Source organism: Streptomyces sp. G-G2, from assembly GCF_030063135.1.
In the GTDB taxonomy this organism is placed as follows: Bacteria; Actinomycetota; Actinomycetes; order Streptomycetales; family Streptomycetaceae; genus Streptomyces.
Genome location: NZ_JASISO010000016.1, coordinates 36670 through 51937, shown reverse-complemented (window position 1 = coordinate 51937; position 15268 = coordinate 36670). Strand labels below are relative to the sequence as shown.

The following is a 15268-nucleotide window of genomic DNA, read 5'->3' as shown; positions in this document are numbered from 1 at the left end:
GAAGAGAGATAGCAGTCAGCGGAGAGCCAAGAGGACACCGTTCACCGGTACGAGGGACCTGCCATGAGACAAAACTGAAACGCCCCAAGAAAGGGATCTTTGACTCGTCCCGGACGCGGTGGCCCAGAACAACTGCACGGCCAGGACCAGGGCGAGGGCGGACTGCCAGAGGAGGCCGGGCCCAGCGAGGAGGAGGGGCACCTGTGCCAGAGGGCTGACCGCGAATCCGACGATGATCGTCGGCCCGATGCCGAAGCGGGAGGCGATCTTCGGGGCGAGGAGTGCCCCGGCCAGACTGCCGGCGCCTCCGACGCCCATGATCACCCCGAACGCCGTCGGGGTGACCTTCAGGACGGCGAGCAGGTTTGTTTCCGCAGAGACCGTGTCCCCCACAGGTCGTGTCGCTTTACGAGGCGGCTGGCGACGTGGTCGGTGTCGCCTTGCTGTAGCGCATCGTGTCGCTATCCCCATCCCGGGCCGTGATGAAGCACACACCCTACTGGCTTCCGTTCCCGGTCTCGACAAGTCCACCGACGCGCTGTCCGGCGTTCGACTTGAGGGGCCGCGACCCTCCACTCCTGTTGCTACGTCCAACAATGTCCGTGTTGTCGTCGGCGGTCCCGGGCCGGGTTTCAGTGGCTCACAGTCGGGGATCTTGGAAGGTCCCAAATCTGCCGGGCAGCCTTGGGAGAAATGGGGTCTCGGGACGTACGGCCGTTAGCCCTGAGCACTTGATTTGGAGCGGCTACCAGCGGGTGGGAGCTGGTCAGTGCCGGCCGTCGTGAGACGTGAAGACGTCCAGCAGTTTCCGGACGGGCACGTGTGCCTCTGCTGGATGGTGGAGGGTGCCGTCCAGGCAGAGGATGTAGCGCGTGCGCCGTCCGTCGCGCTCGCGGCGCATGTAGCTGGCCTGTTCGAGGTCGGTGACGATGCTCTGTGCGGTGCGTTCCGTGATGCGGCAGACCGCGGCGATGTCGCGGAGCCGGGTGGCAGGGTCACGCGCGATGGCGAACAGCACGCGGGCGTGGTTGGTGAGGAAGTGCCACTGCCCGGCCTGCTCGCTCACGTTCTGCTCCGTCCCATGAACTCTGCCCAGGTGGCAATACCCGCAGCGCATTTCTGGAAACAGATCTCGTCGGTTTGCGCGTGCTGCGATGTTGCGGGGGTATGCGGGTTGGGCAATGAGCGGCGCTTCGGACGTGAGGCGGTTCCATGGACCTTGCTGGGCAAGACGAGGGCCCGAAGTCGCTTGTCGACCGTCGGGTCGCGGCCGGTGCCGCGTTCGAGGGCAGTGCGGAGATCGCGGAGGCCCGTGACATGGCCCGCGACTTCCTCATGTCTGTGCAGGCCGTGCACGGGCTGCCGGTGTCGGCGCGGGCGATGGGCACGGTGCAGTTGGTGGTGAGCGAGCTGGTCACGAACGCCCGCAAATACGCGCCCGGCCCGTGCCTGCTGGACCTGGAGATCAGCGAGGGCGCCGTCCACATCAGCGTGTGGGACAGCAGTACCACCCTGCCGTCGATCCAGGCAGCCGACCCAGAACGGATCGGTCAGCACGGCACTGAGATCGCCATGGCGGTGTCCCAGACCTTCTGCGTTCACAAGGAACCGGTGGGCAAGCGCATCACCGGGGTCATCGAGCTGGCCGACGACCCCGGCGGAGACCCGGCCGGTCGGCAGCCCTCCTGACCGCGCCCGGCCGGACTGTTCCCGAAGCCGGAATTGGGCTGCTCGTGGGGTCCGACCCGCAGGGATCCGGGCCAAGACGGTGACCATCACCCTCAGAATGAGCAGTTCAGCCTGACCAGCGCGGAGGGCAGGCCGGGCGGCCTGACCATCCCGAGGACCATCCGCGGCAAGATCGAGGAACGCGAAGGGGGTCAGCGGCTCCGCGTCGCCGGCTTCTTCTCTCGGGTGCCTTCGATGGTGACGCCGTTCCAGAAGGCGACGTGGTTCTTGATGCGGCGGGCGAGTGGGCTGGGGTGCGGGTAATACCAGGCTGCGTCCGGATTGATGACGCCGTCGACGGTCACGGAGTAGTAGCGGGCGATGCCCTTCCAAGGGCACAGCGACTTGGTGGAGCTGTCGGTGAAGTAGTCGCGTTTGAGGGCCTCGGGCGGGAAGTAGTCGTTGCCTTCCATGCGCTTGGTGCGGGGGGTTTCGGCGATGACGACGCCGTTGAAGATCGCTCGCATCATGTCGGCTCACACTCCTTGCTGTTTGCGGGGCGTCAGGGGAACCCAGCGGGCTTGGTCCGGGCTTCCGTTTCACCGGGCGACTCTTGGAAGGCGGCAGTGCCCTCGGCGGGTTTCCCTTCTGGACGGCCCGTTCGGGCAGTTGTGAGTCGATGGAGGCAATGTAGATGTCCAGGGTTCCGGTCCATACGGTCGACAGCGCTCCGGAGCAGAGCCGTGAAGCGCTGCGGGTGCTGGAGAAGCGGTTCGGGAAGCTGCTGAACATCCATGCGGAGATGGTGCATTCGCCGGTGGTGCTGGCGGCGTACGCCGCGATGAGTGACGCGATCGCGGAGCACGAACCTTCGACGCCCGTACGCGGGAGGCGGTCGCGCTGGCGGTCGGCGCGGTCGACCACTGCGACTACTGCCAGTCCGCCCACACTCTGTCGGCCAAGGCGGCCGGGTTGAGCGAGGAGCAGACCGTGGCCATCCGCCTCGGAGAGGTCGACTTCGATCCCAAGCTGGCCGCGCTGGTCGCCGTCGTACGCAAGGTCGCTTCGGCGGTCGGGGAGGTGGACGATGCGACGTGGCAGCGTGGCCTGGATGCGGGCTGGAGTGATGTGGAGCTGACCGAGGCGTTCGCGCATGTGGCGGCGAACCTGTTCACGAACTACTTCAACCACTACGCCCGTACCGACCTGGACGTTCCACCTGCTCTTGGCCTTCAGGGCTGAGCGCGGGCGGGCAGCAGGCGCTGCGGCCCGCGCGACGGCGGCGGACGAGCACGGCGATCGCGGCGGCCACCACGGCGGTGGCCGCCGCGATGATCCAGGGGTTTCGCAGTGCGCCACCGAGGGCGCCGAACGCGCCGCCGGCCAGCAGCACCGGTCCGGCGCAGCAGACCACCATCACCAGCCCGGCCCCCACGGCGGCCAGTGCACCGATCGGCCGGGGGCTTGGGCTGTTGCCGTTCAACGGAGGTCGCCTCCTTCGGTGCGTGCGGGGTCGATGCGGGGGCAGCAGGCCAGGGCCGTGGCGTTGTCGGCGGCCAGGGCGCGGGCGAGTACGACCAGGTCCGCGACGCGCGGGTCGCCGACGGAGTAGAGCAGTCTGCGGCCGTCGCGTCGGGCAGTCACGTAGCCGCAGTCGGTCAGGCAGGACAGGTGGACCGACACCCTGGGCTGGGAGATCTGGGCGTGGGCGACGCATTCTGCGGTGGTGCGCTCGCCGCCGAGGATGAATTCCAGCAGCTTCAGCCGGGTGGGGTCGGCCAGGGCACGGAAGAACGTCGCCACCGTGTCGGTGTGCGGGCAGGTGCCCGCCGGTGCGGCCGGGGTGGGGCGCTGGAGCATGCGAGGGGCCTCCATACCTTGAACTATTCGCCTACCCGAATAGTATGCCAGTATTGACCTATTCGGAAGAGCGAATAGGTGGCGGGTCCTGCGCGGCCCGGCACTGGGAGAGAGGCGCGTCATGACAGGTATGGACGCCGGTTTCGACTTGGCGGTCATCGGTTCCGGGTCGGCCGCCTTCGCCGCCGCCATCGCCGCGACCGGTAAGGGCAAGCGCGTGGTGATGATCGAGCGCGGGACGACCGGTGGCACCTGCGTCAACGTCGGCTGTGTGCCGTCCAAGGCGCTGCTGGCCGCCGCCGAGGCACGTCACACCGCCCAGGCTGCGGGGCGTTTCCCCGGCCTGGCCGCGAAGGATGTCCCGGTCGGCCTTGCCGCTTTGATCAGGGGGAAGGACGCACTGGTCGAGGACTTGCGGGCCAACAAGTACACCAGTCTCGCGGCCGGCTACGGCTGGGAGATCATCCGTGGCAGCGCCGCCTTCGGTGGGGATGCCGACGGCCCGGTCCTACGGGTTACGTCCGTGGACGGCGGTGAGAGGCGGATCGAGGCGGGGCACTATCTGATCGCCACGGGGGCCGCACCGTGGGTGCCGGCCGTGGAAGGGCTGGAGCAGGCCGGGTACCTGACCTCCACCAGTGCGATGGAGCTGGGCCGGCTGCCCGAGTCGGTGGTCGTGGTGGGCGGTAACGCGGTCGGGCTGGAGCAGGCCCAGCTCTTCTCCCGGCTCGGTACGCGGGTCACCGTGGTCGAGATGCTGGAGCGGCTCGCCCCGTTCGAGGAGCCGGAGGTCTCCGCCGCGATCGAGGAGGTCTTCGCGGACGAGGGCATCGCGGTCCGCACCGGCACGACTGTCACCGCCGTCCGGCGGGACGCGGACGGCTATGTCCTTTCCACCACGGCCGGGGACCTGCGGGCCGAGCAGCTGCTGATGGCGACGGGCCGTCGTCCCGTCACCGCCGGACTGAACCTGGAGCGGGTCGGAGTGAAGACCGGTGCGCTGGGCGAGGTGGTCGTGGACGAGCGGTCGCGCACCACGCATCCGAGGATCTGGGCTGCCGGGGATGTCACCGGCCAGGCGCAGCTCGTCTATGTCGCAGCGGCTCAGGGTGCGTTGGTCGCTGACGCCGCCTTCGACGGTTCGCGGCGGTCGCTGGACTATACGAGCCTGCCCCGGGTCACTTTCACCAGCCCCGCCCTGGCCTCGGTGGGTATGACCGACGCTCAGGCGGCTCAGGCCGGCATCGACTGCGACTGCCGTACGCTGCCGCTGGCGCACGTGCCCCGGGCGCTGGTCAACCGGGACACCCGCGGCCTGGTGAAGATCGTCGCCGAGGCGGTCACCGGCCGCGTGCTCGGCGTGCATGCCGTCGCCGAAGGCGCCGGAGACGTCATCACCGCCGCTACGTACGCGATCAGCGCGGGAATGACCGTCGATCAGCTGGCACACACCTGGGCCCCGTACCTGACCATGACCGAGGCCCTCAAACTCGCCGCCCAGACCTTCACCCGGGATGTGGACATGCTGTCCTGCTGCGCCGAGTGAACCCGCGGAGCCACGCCGACCCTCAGCGTCCCGCATAGGCGGTGGGGCCGCATCGCTACGGACACAGCAGGCCCGCAGCCGTCCTCACGGACGGAGTTCGCGGGCAGGTGGATGGCTTTCGTGCCGCGGATGGGGTCGCTACCCGGCCTCGTCGCGCAGCCGGTCCGGCTCCAGCACGGTGATGCGGCCCCGGCCCAGCCGCAGCAGGCCCCGGTCGGCCAGGTCACGCAGCACCTTGGTGACCGTCTCGCGGGACGTGCCGGCCAGGGCTGCCACCTGCTCATGGGTGAGGGTGACCTGTGGGTGTCCGGCCATGGGGCGCAGTGGCCGGCTGGGCGGCTTCGCGGGGATGAGGGTGATCAGGGTGCAGGCGACGCGCTGGGCGACGGATTTGAAGACGGTGTCGGACAGGCGCTGTTCGAGGTCGGCGAGGCGGCGGCCGAGGATCGCGGTGATCCGGGCGGCGATCCTCGGCTCCGAGAGCAGCAGCCGGTGGACGTCGTCGCGGCTCATCACGCAGATCGGCGTAGTTGCCGTACATGCGCTGCCCGAGCAGCACCATCTCACCGAAGATCGTGCCGGGGTTGATGATCGCCGCGGTCAGGGCGCGGCCCTCGGCGGAGACGCGGAAGACGCGGATGCGTCCGCGTTTGAGGATGAACAGCACCTCGCACGGCTGGGGCGGGGAGTAGAGGATCTCGCCGGCGGTGTAGGTCTTCATCGGTGCGGCTGCCGCGATGGCCGCCATCTCCGGCTCGCTCAGGTCGCAGAAGATGTCGACTTCGGACAGGCACCAGGTACGGTCGGCGTCTTCGTGATGGTTCTCGCGCATGCGGGCTATGTCCTCGCGTCGGCCCGGGGCCCAGGGCGGTGGTGCCGCACCCCAGGGCGGGTCCGCCAGGGCGTCGGCACCCTCAGCCAGACAGTAGGGCACCTGTCCCTCGACAGGGACGTCTCTGCCCACCTGTGCCCCTTCGAGTGAAGGAAACCCCTCCGGTGGAGCACCCCGGGGCGGGGGCGCGCCCGGGGTGCCTGCTGACTTGGGCGGTGTGCGTGCCATGCTCAGGCCGACCCTGTGCGCTTGCCCATCATCGAGGCGATACAGGCGAAAGCCAGTCCCAGCAGCAGCCCGAAGACGAGATGGGCGCCGAAGCTGGAGCTGGTGACGTCGTTCCACTCGAAGACCGGCATGCCCATGTTCGCGGGCATGATCCACATCGCTCCGATCAGCCAGGCCACGACGCCGTACCCCAGCCCGAGCACAGCTGAGGGCAGCATCTTCTGGGCGTAGTTCCCCAGGAGCGCGCCGAAGGCCAGACCGAAGGAGACGGCGATGGCCAGGTGGATGAGCCAGCCCACGACGGCGTTCGTCGAGCCCAGCAGACCGGCGACCATCGTGATCATCGCGGTGTCCATCATCGGCCTGGAGACGGACATCCAGATCCCCATGCCGATGCCTCCGACCACGCCGGCAGCAGCGCCCCAGGCGGCGTGCAGCGGCAAGACGGCGGTTCTCGGCGATACCTGCGCGGTGGTTGCCATGATGTACGACCTCTCTGTCTGCGGGTGGCTTCCTTCCTTGTCGACGCTATGACCAGTGCATGGGGAAGGTATGTGATCACGCTTACGTACCGGCAGGTAGCAGCAGCGATTCTGCGGCGTACGCGGCAGCGAGCTGGCCGATCTGCTCGTAGCCGGTGCGCAGCAGGAAGGTGTTGAGGCGGCCGTAGGACTTGGCGCCCAGGATGAAGAAGTGCGGCTCGGGATTGCGCAGCGCCTCGATCCCGACGGACGGCTGGGCGAGACAGTCCCCGCCCGCGGAGCCGAGGAGGGCGGCGGAGAGGTTCATCGGGGCGCCGGTGGCGTAGCACTCGTGGACCTGCAACTGCCGGTAGAGGGAGGCGTCGCCGGTGTAGCCGGTCAGTGCCACGACGTGGTCGCAGACGATCTCGCGCGGGCCGCCCTCGGTGGCGAGACAGGCGCGGACCCGGTCACCGTCGGGGCTCAGGGCCTGGACGTGGGCGCCGGTGTGGAGGGTGACGCGGTCGTTGGCACCGTCGGCGAGGGCCCAGGAGGTGTCCACGAGGTGCCGGCGGCCGGGCAGCGTGTCGCCCGGGACCGCGCCCCAGTCGGGCGCCGTACCGCGCACCGCCCACTGGACACGGGTGCCGGGCAGGACGGCGAGGTCGCGGGCCGCGGTCTGGGCGGACTTTCCGGCGCCGACGAGCAGGACGGTGCCCGCCCAGCGGCCGGCGTCGCCGGTATCGGGGAGGGTACGGGTGATGCGGTCGGCGAGGGCGCGTTCGCCGGGGGCGGGGATGCCTCCGGGGCCCAGGGTGTTGGGGTGGGAGTAGGTGCCGGTGCAGTCCAGGACGAGGTCCGCCGCGGCGGTGTCCTCGCCGTCGGGGGTGTCCAGGAGGAGGGCGAAGGGGGCGGCGGCGCGGGTGCCGGTGCCGATGTGCTCGTGCTTGAGCAGGCCGGTGCGGGCGATGCCGGCCACGCGGGTGCGTAGCCTGATCCGGCCTTCGAGGGCGGGCAGTGCGGCGAGCGGGTCGAGCAGGCGGGTGGCCAGGTCGGCCCCGGTGGGGCAGTCGCCGCCGGCCGGGGCGCCCGGCAGGTGGGTCCGCATCCGGCCCGAGACGTTCAGGTCCCACGGAGTGAAGAGGCAGACATGGCCCCAGGCCCGCACGTGGGCGGCGACCGTCTCTCCGGCTTCGTAGACGGTGAACGCCCATCCCGCGTCGGCGCAGGCGAGAGCGGCGTCGAGGCCGATGGGCCCGGCGCCGAGGATCGCGACGTGTCGCTGCATGGTCGACTTCCTTTCGGTACGCGTGCGTCTCAGATGGCGCAGTGGACGGGGCGGGGCAGGGTGCCGTCGGTGAGGCGGGCGGCGAAGAACCGCTCGGTGACCAGCTGTTGGCCCGCGGTGAGCGGGGTTCCGGCGGGCGCGAGATAGAGATCGGGGCTGGTGGCGAGGTCGGCGCCAGCGGGGTGCCAGTGCAGCCCGTCGGCGGTGACGGTCAGCTCGGGGATGCTGGAGTCCTCACCGATCTCCACTCCACTCTCGGCGAATCCTCGGCGCAGCAGCGGCCGTACGGCGAAGTGACCGGCGGGCAGGCCGAGTCCGGCCAGCAGCTCGGCGACCGCGGAGACCTCGTGGGTGTTCTCCGGGGTTTCGGTGAGGGCGACGCGCGGAGGCAGTCCCATGCTGATCAGGTGGCGGATGCCGTCGAGGGTGCGCTGCCAGGAGCCGGAACCGCGGTGAATGTCGTGGGTATGGGCGGTGGCGCCGTCCAGGGAGGTCTGGACGGTGAGCTTGCGGCCGGCCAGATCCGCGAGGCCGGCGGCACGCCGGCCACGCAGCAGCATCGCGTTGGTCATCACGACGGTGGGCAGCTCGGCGGAGGCGTAGTCGAGGAGGCAGACGATGTCAGGGTGCAGGAAGGGCTCACCGCCGGTGAGGTACAGCTCGGTGAACCCGGCCTGTACGGCCTCGTCGACCAGGGCGCGGAAGATGTCGGTGGGCAGGCTGCGGGCGAGTGCTTTCGGGGAGGAGGCGACCGCGCAGTAGTCGCAGGCCAGATTGCAGTGGAAATTGGTGTAGATCCACAGCCGGGAGGGAAAGTAGGGGGTGCCGAACAGCGGGACCACCGGCCGGTCGCTCTGAAGGGCCTGAGGCGTGGTCTCTCCCCAGCCGTCGTCCGCCGGGCGGAAGCCGGAGGGCAGGGTGGAGCGGTAGAGGTGGTAGCGGCCCCGGGAACGCTCCTGCGGCGGCAGGATCTCCAGGCAGGTGGTCCACCAGCCGGTCTCGATGGTCTCGGCGAAGATCTCGGGCAGCCCCGCAGCTCGCATCGAGGCGGCTTGCCTCCGCCAGTCGTACGCGAGGGGGATCAGTTCGGCGGTGACGTGCCCGTCGGAGAGGTCGAGGATCGCGTACCAGACCTCGCGGCGGCCGTCGTTGGCGGGTTTGCCGAGCACGCCGACGTTGACGGCGAGTGTGTCGCCGACGCGTCGCTGCCAGGGCAGACCGCTGTGGGTGCACAGCACGACAGAGGCCCCGGACGCCTCTACTCGCTGGCGGTGCTGCTCCTCGGGGAGCGACTCCCACCAGAAGTCGTTCAGCGCCAGCGTGGAGCCGTGGACCATGTGGACGTCGACGCCGTCGATGGTCTCCCGGCGCTCGGTGGGCAGGGTGCCCATCCAGGCGGCGAAGTCGCGGCTGGTGGTGGCGAGGGTGTGGTCGTAGATGAGCTGGGCGTACTCGTTGTCCTTCGGGTCGCGGTAGCCGCAGCCGCAGTCGGTGTCGCCGCGGGCGATGGCCACGTCGTAGTTCCCGGCGACGCACTCGACGGTGTTGTCGGTGAGGATCGGCCACAGCGCGTCGACGTCGGCGCCGAATCCGCCGAGGTCTCCCAGACAGAACAGCCGCTCGGCGCCCCGGGCACGGGCGTCGTCGACGAACGCCTGGAGGGCGTACGGGTTGCCGTAGGGCCCTCCGCAGACTGCGATGCGCATGAGGTCGGTCTCCAAAAGTGTCGAGGGCGAAAGGAACAAGGGGGCGTTCAGATGCGTCTGGTTCGTGCCGCTCTCGGGCTTCTGTTCGGCAAGAGGCGGGGGCCTGCGGTGTAGCGGGCGCGAATGGCCTCTGGGTCGACGCCGGCGAAGTACAGCAGCTTCAGGTACTGCATGAAGGCGATCATGCGCCAGGTCCCGTGAGCAACAAGACGGCGTGAGGAGGCCGTCGACGTGGCGGGCAGCAGGCGCAGTTGGCCGCGGCGGTGCAGGCGCCGCGACATCTCCAGGTCCTCCATGATCGCCAGGGCGGGGAAGCCGCCGAGAGCCTCGAAGACGGTGCGGCGGATGAACATGGCCTGGTCGCCGAAGATGTGATGGAGGCGCCGCGCGCGGGCGTTGGATGTCCACGCGAGGTAGTTCAGGCCGGGTGTCCGGCGGTCGAAGCGGAGGGTGAGGCCGCCTGCGACCACGGTCGGGTCGGCGAGCGCGGCCCGGATCTGGCCCAGGGCTTCGGGCTCGATGGCCGTGTCGGCGTGGATGAACCACAGAATGTCGCCGGACGTGTGCCGGGCGCCCTCGTTCATCTGCAGGGCCCGGCCGCGCTCACTGCCGATCACGGTGGCGTGCAGGGCGGCGAGTTCGGCGGTGGCGTCGGTGGAACCGCCGTCCACGACGATCAGCTCGCAGTCGGGGAAGTCCCGGCACAGGCGGCTCACCGCACCATGGATCGTGGCCTCCTCGTTCAGGACCGGGACGATGATCGACACCTGCGTCATGGCCTCACCTCGGGCTGGAGCAGGGCGGCGATCGGCGTGGGCAGCACCGGATCCGTCAGGAGCACGGCAGCGTCCTCGGGGGTATCCAGGTCTCGCAGCGGACGCAGCATTCCCACGCTCAGCCCTTCGCCGTCGGCGAGGGCACGGGTCGCCGCGAGGACCCGGTCCGTGCTCCAGACATCCGGGTCGAGGGCGAAGATCATGGTGTGGGGTGCTCGAAGGCCGATCAGGTAGTAGCCGCCGTCGAGCGCCGGGCCCAGCGTCACGTCATGGTGTTCCAGGGCGGTGAACGCTGCGCTCAGATGGTCGGCGGTGAGGGTCGGCGCGTCGGTGCCGATGACCAGCAGCGGGCCCGCGCCGTCGGCGAAAGCCTCGGTGGCAGCAGCGGCCAGGCGCTGTCCGAGGTCTTCACCGCGCTGGACGAGTAACCGGACACCGACCGGCACCGCCGCGCTGAGGGCGTCCGCGCCGTCGTCCGGCGCGTAGGCGAGGTAGGTGCGCGGGGTGTGGGCGGTGATGACGGCCATGGTGTGGCGGATGAGTTCGGCCTGGAGTTCCGCGCAGCGCTGCGGGCCCAGCAGGGGATGCAGCCGGGTCTTGACCGTGCCGGGCCGGGGCACCTTGGCCATGACCAGGATCGCGGGGGTGCCCCCGTGGCCGGCGGCGTTCACGTGTCGAACCGGTAGACGAAACCGGCCCCGCTCACGGCGCTCAGGGAAGGCAGCGCGTGCCCGGCCAGCGTGGCGAAGACCTCCTTGCTCGCCGCCATGCGCTCCAGCAACGCCTCTACCGGTTCCGGTTCGGGGGCGACGCCGTTGGCGTAGTCGGTGACGAAACCGACCAGCGCCATGGGCAGTTCGGCCTCACCGGCCAGGACGACCTCCGGGCCGGCGGTCTGGCTGACGGCACTGACCCCGGCCGCGGCCAGGGCGGCCACCTCGGGGCGTGAGTTAAAACGGGGGCCGTCGACGTGCCCGTACACACCCCGCGTCGCGACCGGCACCCCACTCTGCCCGGCGGCCGTGATGAGCGCTTGGCGCAGCGGTTCGCTGAAGGGCTTCTCGAAGATCCAGTGGCCGCGCCCGGCCTCGCCGGGTGTGTCGTACCAGGTGCAGGGGGTTCCGTCGGGCAGCCGGTTGGCGGGGAAGTACAGGTCGTCGAAGACCACCAGCGAGCCCGGCTGCAGCTCCCGGTCGAGGGAGCCGCAGACGGTGAAGGACACCACGGCCTTTGTCTTGCAGGCCAGCAGGGCGGCGAGGTTGGCCTTGTGGTCGACCTGGCTGGAGAGCCGGTGGTGACCGGCGCCGTGCCGGGACAGCTGCACGATCTCCGTGTTCCCCAGGCGTCCTTCGGTGACGGTGACCGCGCCGTGGTCCGTGACGACGGTCCGCTCCGCGGCCTCTTCCAGGTGGGGCCAGTCGTAGCTGCCGGAGCCGGTGATCACACCTATGCGCATGAAACTACTTCTCCTTCGGTGACGTGCCGGACGCACGGTCGGTGGTGGTGCGGACTTCGACGATCGGGAGCAACGTGCGCAGCGCGGCGTTCTCGGCGGGGTCGAGTACGGCGTGCTGCACGCAGGCGGGGACGAGGGTGCCGGTTTCGGGGTGGGCCATGGCGTAGTGGCAGGCGGCCAGCCGCTCCTGGGTCTCGCGCAGCCGGGGCTCCGCGGCCTGCTCGCCCCGCTGCATCATCTCCCAGGCCGGGGCGACGACCTCGGCGTCCATGAACTGGTGCATGACGAACGTGACCGGGCGCACCCGCATCCGGTGGTGGACGAGCCGCAGCAGCCCGACGCGGCGGGCGGTGCAGGCCAGCCAGCGCAGCCCTGTCACCGCGGTGGACGGGTGGCGGGCCACCACCCGCACGATCCTTGCCGCGAGAAGGGTGGGCGGGGTGCCGGTGAAGGTCATCTTCCCGAAGTAGCGGAAGAACGCGTCGCGTACGGCGAGGTCGCGCGGGTCGCCGCCGTCGAGGAACGGGTACCAGCGGCGGCCGACGTAGAAGCCGTAGGCGGTGCGGTTGCAGCGCACATCGCCGTTCTCGAAGACCCGGTAGTTCAGCCGGGTTCCGGCGCCGCGTTCGATCTCCGCCCACACCGCGTCCGGGGTCGCCTCGCGGAACTTCTCCTTCCAGCGGCGTTCGTCGCCGAGGAAGGCTGCGGGCTGGAAGGAGAACATGCCGTAGCCCATGGCGTGGCAGTCACGGATCACATCCGCGATCTCGTCGAGGTTGCCGGGGGTGACGGTCATGTTGTGGGCGAGGAAGAACCGCACTCCGTGCTCACGCCGCAGACGGGCGAACATGGCGGCGAACCGCGCCCGGTACGGGTTCAGCGACTGCTCGTCGGGCGGGCGTTCGATGCCTCGCCTGCCGTACATGAACTTGTCGAAGTGCGCGGCGAAGGACAGCCGCCCGAACCGCCGCGTGCCGTCCGGGCCGAGCGCGAGGCGGGTGAGGTAGTCGTCGTCGAAGTCGCCGTGGGTGAAGCTCATCGGTTCCCGGCCGTGCTCCCGCATGATCGCTAGCGCGGCGGCGTGGTCGTCGGGGGTGAGCAGGCTGACCTCGCCGCCGATGAGCTGGGTGTGGGCGCGGGGACCCCGCAGCCTGCGCAGCAATCCCATTTGGGCCGCGAGCTGTTCGTGGGTGTGCGGGCCGTCGATGCGTACCTGGTTGGCGTCCCGGGAGTGGTAGCAGGGGGTGCACTTGAGGTTGCACTTGGGGAAGACGCCGTGGGTGCCCTCGCAGCCGACGCCGTGCCGCCCCAGGATCTGGCCGGGAGTTCTGGCCGCGTCGGGGAGTTCCGCCCAGCGGCGTTCCATGGCCTCGGTGAACTCGGTGTCGTAGGGGCGGGTGGCGTGTTCGAGGGCACGTAGTGCCGCGATGATCCGCATCAGTGGTTCTCCTGCGGTGTCGGGGCTGCCGTGGAGGTTCGGTCGGTGAGGGGGGTGGGCCGGGCCCGTCGCAGTGCGCGCCACAGCAGGCAGGCGTACAGCAGCATCAGGGCGTCCTCGACGAGGACGTACCAGCGCAGCGGCTGGGTGGCATACGTGCCGAAGCAGCCGCAGTTGTCCAGGACGAGTCCGCGGGCGAACGCCTGGGCGGCGAGGGCCGACCACACCAGGGCGACGCCCGTGTACAGCCAGACGGGCGTGGCGGCGCGGGAGCGGGGCCGGGTGAGGAACCAGCCGGCCGTCACCGCCTCAGCGCTGATCAGGGCCACGGCCAGAGCTGTCGAGGCCGCTCCGGAGGTCAGGCCGTAGGCGGTCAGGATGGCGGGCATCGCGTCGAACGAGGCGATCTGGCCCAGCGCCATCGCCGCGAGGACGGCGCCCAGAACGATGCGGAGGATCACCGGATCACCCCTCTGCGGAGCTTCAGCAGCGCGCCGATGGGACCGCTGCCACGGGCCAGGCGGGCGTAGACATCGGCCAGTGCCGTATGCCAGGGCCCGTCGGCGTAGGTGGGGTAGGGGTGCACAGTGCGCGCGTAGTCCGAGGGCGACCAGCCCAGGCGCACCGCCGCCGCCAGATGGGCGATGGTCTCCCCGGCCCTCGGAGACACCACGGTGGCTCCGACGATCTTCCCGCGCGGGCCAAGGACCAGGGTGGTGAAGCCCTCGGTGCGGCCGTCGGCGACGGCCCGGTCGACCCGGTCGTTCTCCATCGTGTGGACGCGTGCGCTGTCGCCGTACTCTTCGCGCGCCTCGTCGGCGGTGAGGCCGACCCGGGCGATCTCGGGGTCGGTGTACGTCACCCAGGGCACCGCGCGATAGTCGATGGGGCGCCGCACCCCCAGCAGAGCGTCGGTGACAGCCGCTCCGCCCTGCGTGCCGCCCAGGTGGGTGAAGGCGGAACGGCCGGTGACGTCGCCGGCGGCGTAGATCCGGTGGTTGGTGGTGCGCAGCCGGTCGTCGGTGCGGACGTGACCGGTGTCGGTCAGCTCCACACCGGCCGCCTCCAGGCCGAGGCCCCGGGTGTTGGCGCGGCGACCTGTGACGGCCAGCAGTGTGTCGTACGGGAGAGGGCCACCGGGCCCCTGGACGGCATCGGCATCGACACTCTCGGCGCGGTAGCCGGTCAGCACGGTGACGCCCTCGGCCTCCAGCCGCTCCCGCAGCACCTGTGCCGCCCGGGGTTCCTCGCGGGGCACCAGGCGTTCCATCGCCTCCACGAGGGTGACCTGCGATCCGAGCCGGGCGAACGCCTGGCCCAGCTCGCAGCCGATGGGCCCACCGCCCAGCACCACCAGGCGGCGCGGGAGTTCGGACAGCTCCCACACGGTGTCGCTGGTCAGCGGGTCGGCCTCGGCCAGGCCGGGGACCGGCACCAGGGCCGGCGAGGAGCCCGTGGCGATCAGCGCGTACCGGAAGGAGACCTCCTGCTCGCCTGCGGTCAGGGTTCCCGGGCCGGTGAAGGACGCCGAGCCGTACGTGACGTCGACTCCGTACGGGGCGAGTGCCTCGGCCGAGTCGTGCGGTTCGATTGCACCGATCGCCCGTTTCACCTCCGCCATGGCCGCCGTGAGGTCGGCCGGACCGGTCACCGGCGGGAGCCCGTAGGCAGCGGCTCGGCGGGCCGCTTGGACGTCGGATGCGACGTGCAGCAGCGCCTTGCTCGGTACGCACCCCGTCCACAGACAGTCTCCGCCCAGTCGGTCCCGCTCGACGAGCAGCGTCCGGGCGCCGAAGCGACCGGCGGTGCGGGCCGCGGTCAGGCCGGCGCTTCCGCCGCCGATGACCACCAGGTCGTACCTGTTCATGGTGCGGACTCTCTCCAGTCGGTGGGGCGCCGTGGGATGGGCTGCGCGCGATCGTGGGACGTGGGGGAAACCCGCTGACACAGCCAGGGCCTTCCCTTTCTCAGCCCCACGATCACGGCCACGATGGCCCTTCCTCGCGATC

18 protein-coding genes and 1 pseudogene are annotated in these 15268 nt (G+C 70.3%); 3 read left to right on the top strand and 16 right to left on the bottom strand.

Annotated features, from left to right (window positions below):
• Positions 1-15: 15 nt before the first annotated feature.
• A complete protein-coding gene (locus QMF80_RS15185; RefSeq protein ID WP_283453434.1) occupies positions 16-393 on the bottom strand; it encodes a hypothetical protein in 378 nt (125 codons plus the stop codon).
• 373 nt (positions 394-766) lie between these two features.
• Entirely contained in the window at positions 767-1066 is a 300-nt protein-coding gene (locus QMF80_RS15180) for a MarR family transcriptional regulator (protein WP_283453431.1), read from the bottom strand.
• Positions 1067-1212: 146 nt separating this feature from the next.
• Here QMF80_RS15180 and QMF80_RS15175 point away from each other — a divergent pair, with 146 nt between their 5' ends.
• Positions 1213-1689, top strand: a complete 477-nt coding sequence (locus tag QMF80_RS15175; protein WP_283453429.1) for an ATP-binding protein — start codon at positions 1213-1215, stop codon at positions 1687-1689.
• 191 nt (positions 1690-1880) lie between these two features.
• On the opposite strand, the gene QMF80_RS15170 is transcribed toward QMF80_RS15175, so the two are convergent.
• The gene (locus tag QMF80_RS15170) at positions 1881-2198 is read right to left on the bottom strand and encodes a DUF427 domain-containing protein (RefSeq protein WP_283453427.1); all 318 of its coding nucleotides are present in this window, start codon (positions 2196-2198) and stop codon (positions 1881-1883) included.
• 370 nt (positions 2199-2568) lie between these two features.
• Here QMF80_RS15170 and QMF80_RS15165 point away from each other — a divergent pair, with 370 nt between their 5' ends.
• Positions 2569-2910, top strand: coding sequence for a carboxymuconolactone decarboxylase family protein (locus QMF80_RS15165; RefSeq protein WP_283453586.1), 342 nt, complete (start codon positions 2569-2571; stop codon positions 2908-2910).
• On the opposite strand, the gene merT is transcribed toward QMF80_RS15165, so the two are convergent.
• Together merT and QMF80_RS15160 are read right to left on the bottom strand one after the other, a co-directional pair.
• Positions 2852-3151 (bottom strand): mercuric ion transporter MerT, encoded by a 300-nt coding sequence (merT, locus tag QMF80_RS38320; RefSeq protein WP_502962853.1) that lies wholly within the window; start codon positions 3149-3151, stop codon positions 2852-2854. The genes QMF80_RS15165 and merT overlap by 59 nt on opposite strands.
• Positions 3148-3528 (bottom strand): ArsR/SmtB family transcription factor, encoded by a 381-nt coding sequence (locus QMF80_RS15160; protein WP_283453425.1) that lies wholly within the window; start codon positions 3526-3528, stop codon positions 3148-3150. The genes merT and QMF80_RS15160 overlap by 4 nt, the downstream gene beginning before the upstream one ends.
• Before the next feature lie 121 nt (positions 3529-3649).
• Here QMF80_RS15160 and merA point away from each other — a divergent pair, with 121 nt between their 5' ends.
• Positions 3650-5074 carry a mercury(II) reductase gene (gene merA, locus QMF80_RS15155; protein ID WP_502962852.1) on the top strand — a complete coding sequence of 475 codons (1425 nt, stop codon included), beginning with the start codon at positions 3650-3652 and terminating at the stop codon, positions 5072-5074.
• 138 nt (positions 5075-5212) lie between these two features.
• Here the strand turns inward: merA and QMF80_RS15150 are convergent, their stop codons facing one another.
• The 11 genes and pseudogenes from QMF80_RS15150 to QMF80_RS15100 all read right to left on the bottom strand — a co-directional run bounded on the left by QMF80_RS15150 (position 5213) and on the right by QMF80_RS15100 (position 15126).
• A complete protein-coding gene (locus QMF80_RS15150) occupies positions 5213-5587 on the bottom strand; it encodes a Crp/Fnr family transcriptional regulator (RefSeq protein WP_283453423.1) in 375 nt (124 codons plus the stop codon).
• Between the two features lie 91 nt (positions 5588-5678).
• Positions 5679-5795: pseudogene (locus tag QMF80_RS15145) on the bottom strand (Crp/Fnr family transcriptional regulator); the annotation flags it as partial.
• 341 nt (positions 5796-6136) lie between these two features.
• Complete coding sequence (locus QMF80_RS15140; protein ID WP_283453421.1) at positions 6137-6616, bottom strand: hypothetical protein; 480 nt, start codon at positions 6614-6616, stop codon at positions 6137-6139.
• A gap of 82 nt (positions 6617-6698) precedes the next feature.
• A complete protein-coding gene (locus QMF80_RS15135; protein ID WP_283453420.1) occupies positions 6699-7883 on the bottom strand; it encodes a Rossmann-fold NAD(P)-binding domain-containing protein in 1185 nt (394 codons plus the stop codon).
• Between the two features lie 29 nt (positions 7884-7912).
• Positions 7913-9589 carry a radical SAM protein gene (locus QMF80_RS15130; RefSeq protein WP_283453418.1) on the bottom strand — a complete coding sequence of 559 codons (1677 nt, stop codon included), beginning with the start codon at positions 9587-9589 and terminating at the stop codon, positions 7913-7915.
• A 47-nt stretch (positions 9590-9636) separates the two neighbouring features.
• Positions 9637-10365 carry a TIGR04283 family arsenosugar biosynthesis glycosyltransferase gene (locus tag QMF80_RS15125; protein WP_283453416.1) on the bottom strand — a complete coding sequence of 243 codons (729 nt, stop codon included), beginning with the start codon at positions 10363-10365 and terminating at the stop codon, positions 9637-9639.
• Complete coding sequence (locus QMF80_RS15120; protein WP_283453414.1) at positions 10362-11036, bottom strand: TIGR04282 family arsenosugar biosynthesis glycosyltransferase; 675 nt, start codon at positions 11034-11036, stop codon at positions 10362-10364. The genes QMF80_RS15125 and QMF80_RS15120 overlap by 4 nt, the downstream gene beginning before the upstream one ends.
• Positions 11033-11821, bottom strand: coding sequence for an MTAP family purine nucleoside phosphorylase (locus QMF80_RS15115; RefSeq protein ID WP_283453412.1), 789 nt, complete (start codon positions 11819-11821; stop codon positions 11033-11035). Before QMF80_RS15115 ends, QMF80_RS15120 begins: the two co-directional genes overlap by 4 nt.
• 4 nt (positions 11822-11825) lie before the next feature.
• Complete coding sequence (locus QMF80_RS15110) at positions 11826-13259, bottom strand: radical SAM protein (protein ID WP_283453410.1); 1434 nt, start codon at positions 13257-13259, stop codon at positions 11826-11828.
• Complete coding sequence (locus tag QMF80_RS15105) at positions 13259-13720, bottom strand: MauE/DoxX family redox-associated membrane protein (protein WP_283453408.1); 462 nt, start codon at positions 13718-13720, stop codon at positions 13259-13261. Before QMF80_RS15105 ends, QMF80_RS15110 begins: the two co-directional genes overlap by 1 nt.
• Positions 13717-15126, bottom strand: a complete 1410-nt coding sequence (locus QMF80_RS15100; protein WP_283453405.1) for a dihydrolipoyl dehydrogenase family protein — start codon at positions 15124-15126, stop codon at positions 13717-13719. The genes QMF80_RS15105 and QMF80_RS15100 overlap by 4 nt, the downstream gene beginning before the upstream one ends.
• Between the last annotated feature and the right edge of the window lie 142 nt (positions 15127-15268).

What these genes read in the sequence shown, in the direction of transcription:
- QMF80_RS15175 (WP_283453429.1), top strand. Translation starts at nt 1,213, where the DNA reads ATGGACCTTGCTGGGCAAGACGAGGGCCCGAAGTCGCTTGTCGACCGT.
- QMF80_RS15170 (WP_283453427.1), bottom strand. Translation starts at nt 2,198, where the DNA reads ATGATGCGAGCGATCTTCAACGGCGTCGTCATCGCCGAAACCCCCCGC.
- QMF80_RS15160 (WP_283453425.1), bottom strand. Translation starts at nt 3,528, where the DNA reads ATGCTCCAGCGCCCCACCCCGGCCGCACCGGCGGGCACCTGCCCGCAC.
- merA (WP_502962852.1), top strand. Translation starts at nt 3,650, where the DNA reads ATGACAGGTATGGACGCCGGTTTCGACTTGGCGGTCATCGGTTCCGGG.
- QMF80_RS15150 (WP_283453423.1), bottom strand. Translation starts at nt 5,587, where the DNA reads ATGAGCCGCGACGACGTCCACCGGCTGCTGCTCTCGGAGCCGAGGATC.
- QMF80_RS15140 (WP_283453421.1), bottom strand. Translation starts at nt 6,616, where the DNA reads ATGGCAACCACCGCGCAGGTATCGCCGAGAACCGCCGTCTTGCCGCTG.
- QMF80_RS15135 (WP_283453420.1), bottom strand. Translation starts at nt 7,883, where the DNA reads ATGCAGCGACACGTCGCGATCCTCGGCGCCGGGCCCATCGGCCTCGAC.
- QMF80_RS15130 (WP_283453418.1), bottom strand. Translation starts at nt 9,589, where the DNA reads ATGCGCATCGCAGTCTGCGGAGGGCCCTACGGCAACCCGTACGCCCTC.
- QMF80_RS15125 (WP_283453416.1), bottom strand. Translation starts at nt 10,365, where the DNA reads ATGACGCAGGTGTCGATCATCGTCCCGGTCCTGAACGAGGAGGCCACG.
- QMF80_RS15115 (WP_283453412.1), bottom strand. Translation starts at nt 11,821, where the DNA reads ATGCGCATAGGTGTGATCACCGGCTCCGGCAGCTACGACTGGCCCCAC.
- QMF80_RS15110 (WP_283453410.1), bottom strand. Translation starts at nt 13,259, where the DNA reads ATGCGGATCATCGCGGCACTACGTGCCCTCGAACACGCCACCCGCCCC.
- QMF80_RS15100 (WP_283453405.1), bottom strand. Translation starts at nt 15,126, where the DNA reads ATGAACAGGTACGACCTGGTGGTCATCGGCGGCGGAAGCGCCGGCCTG.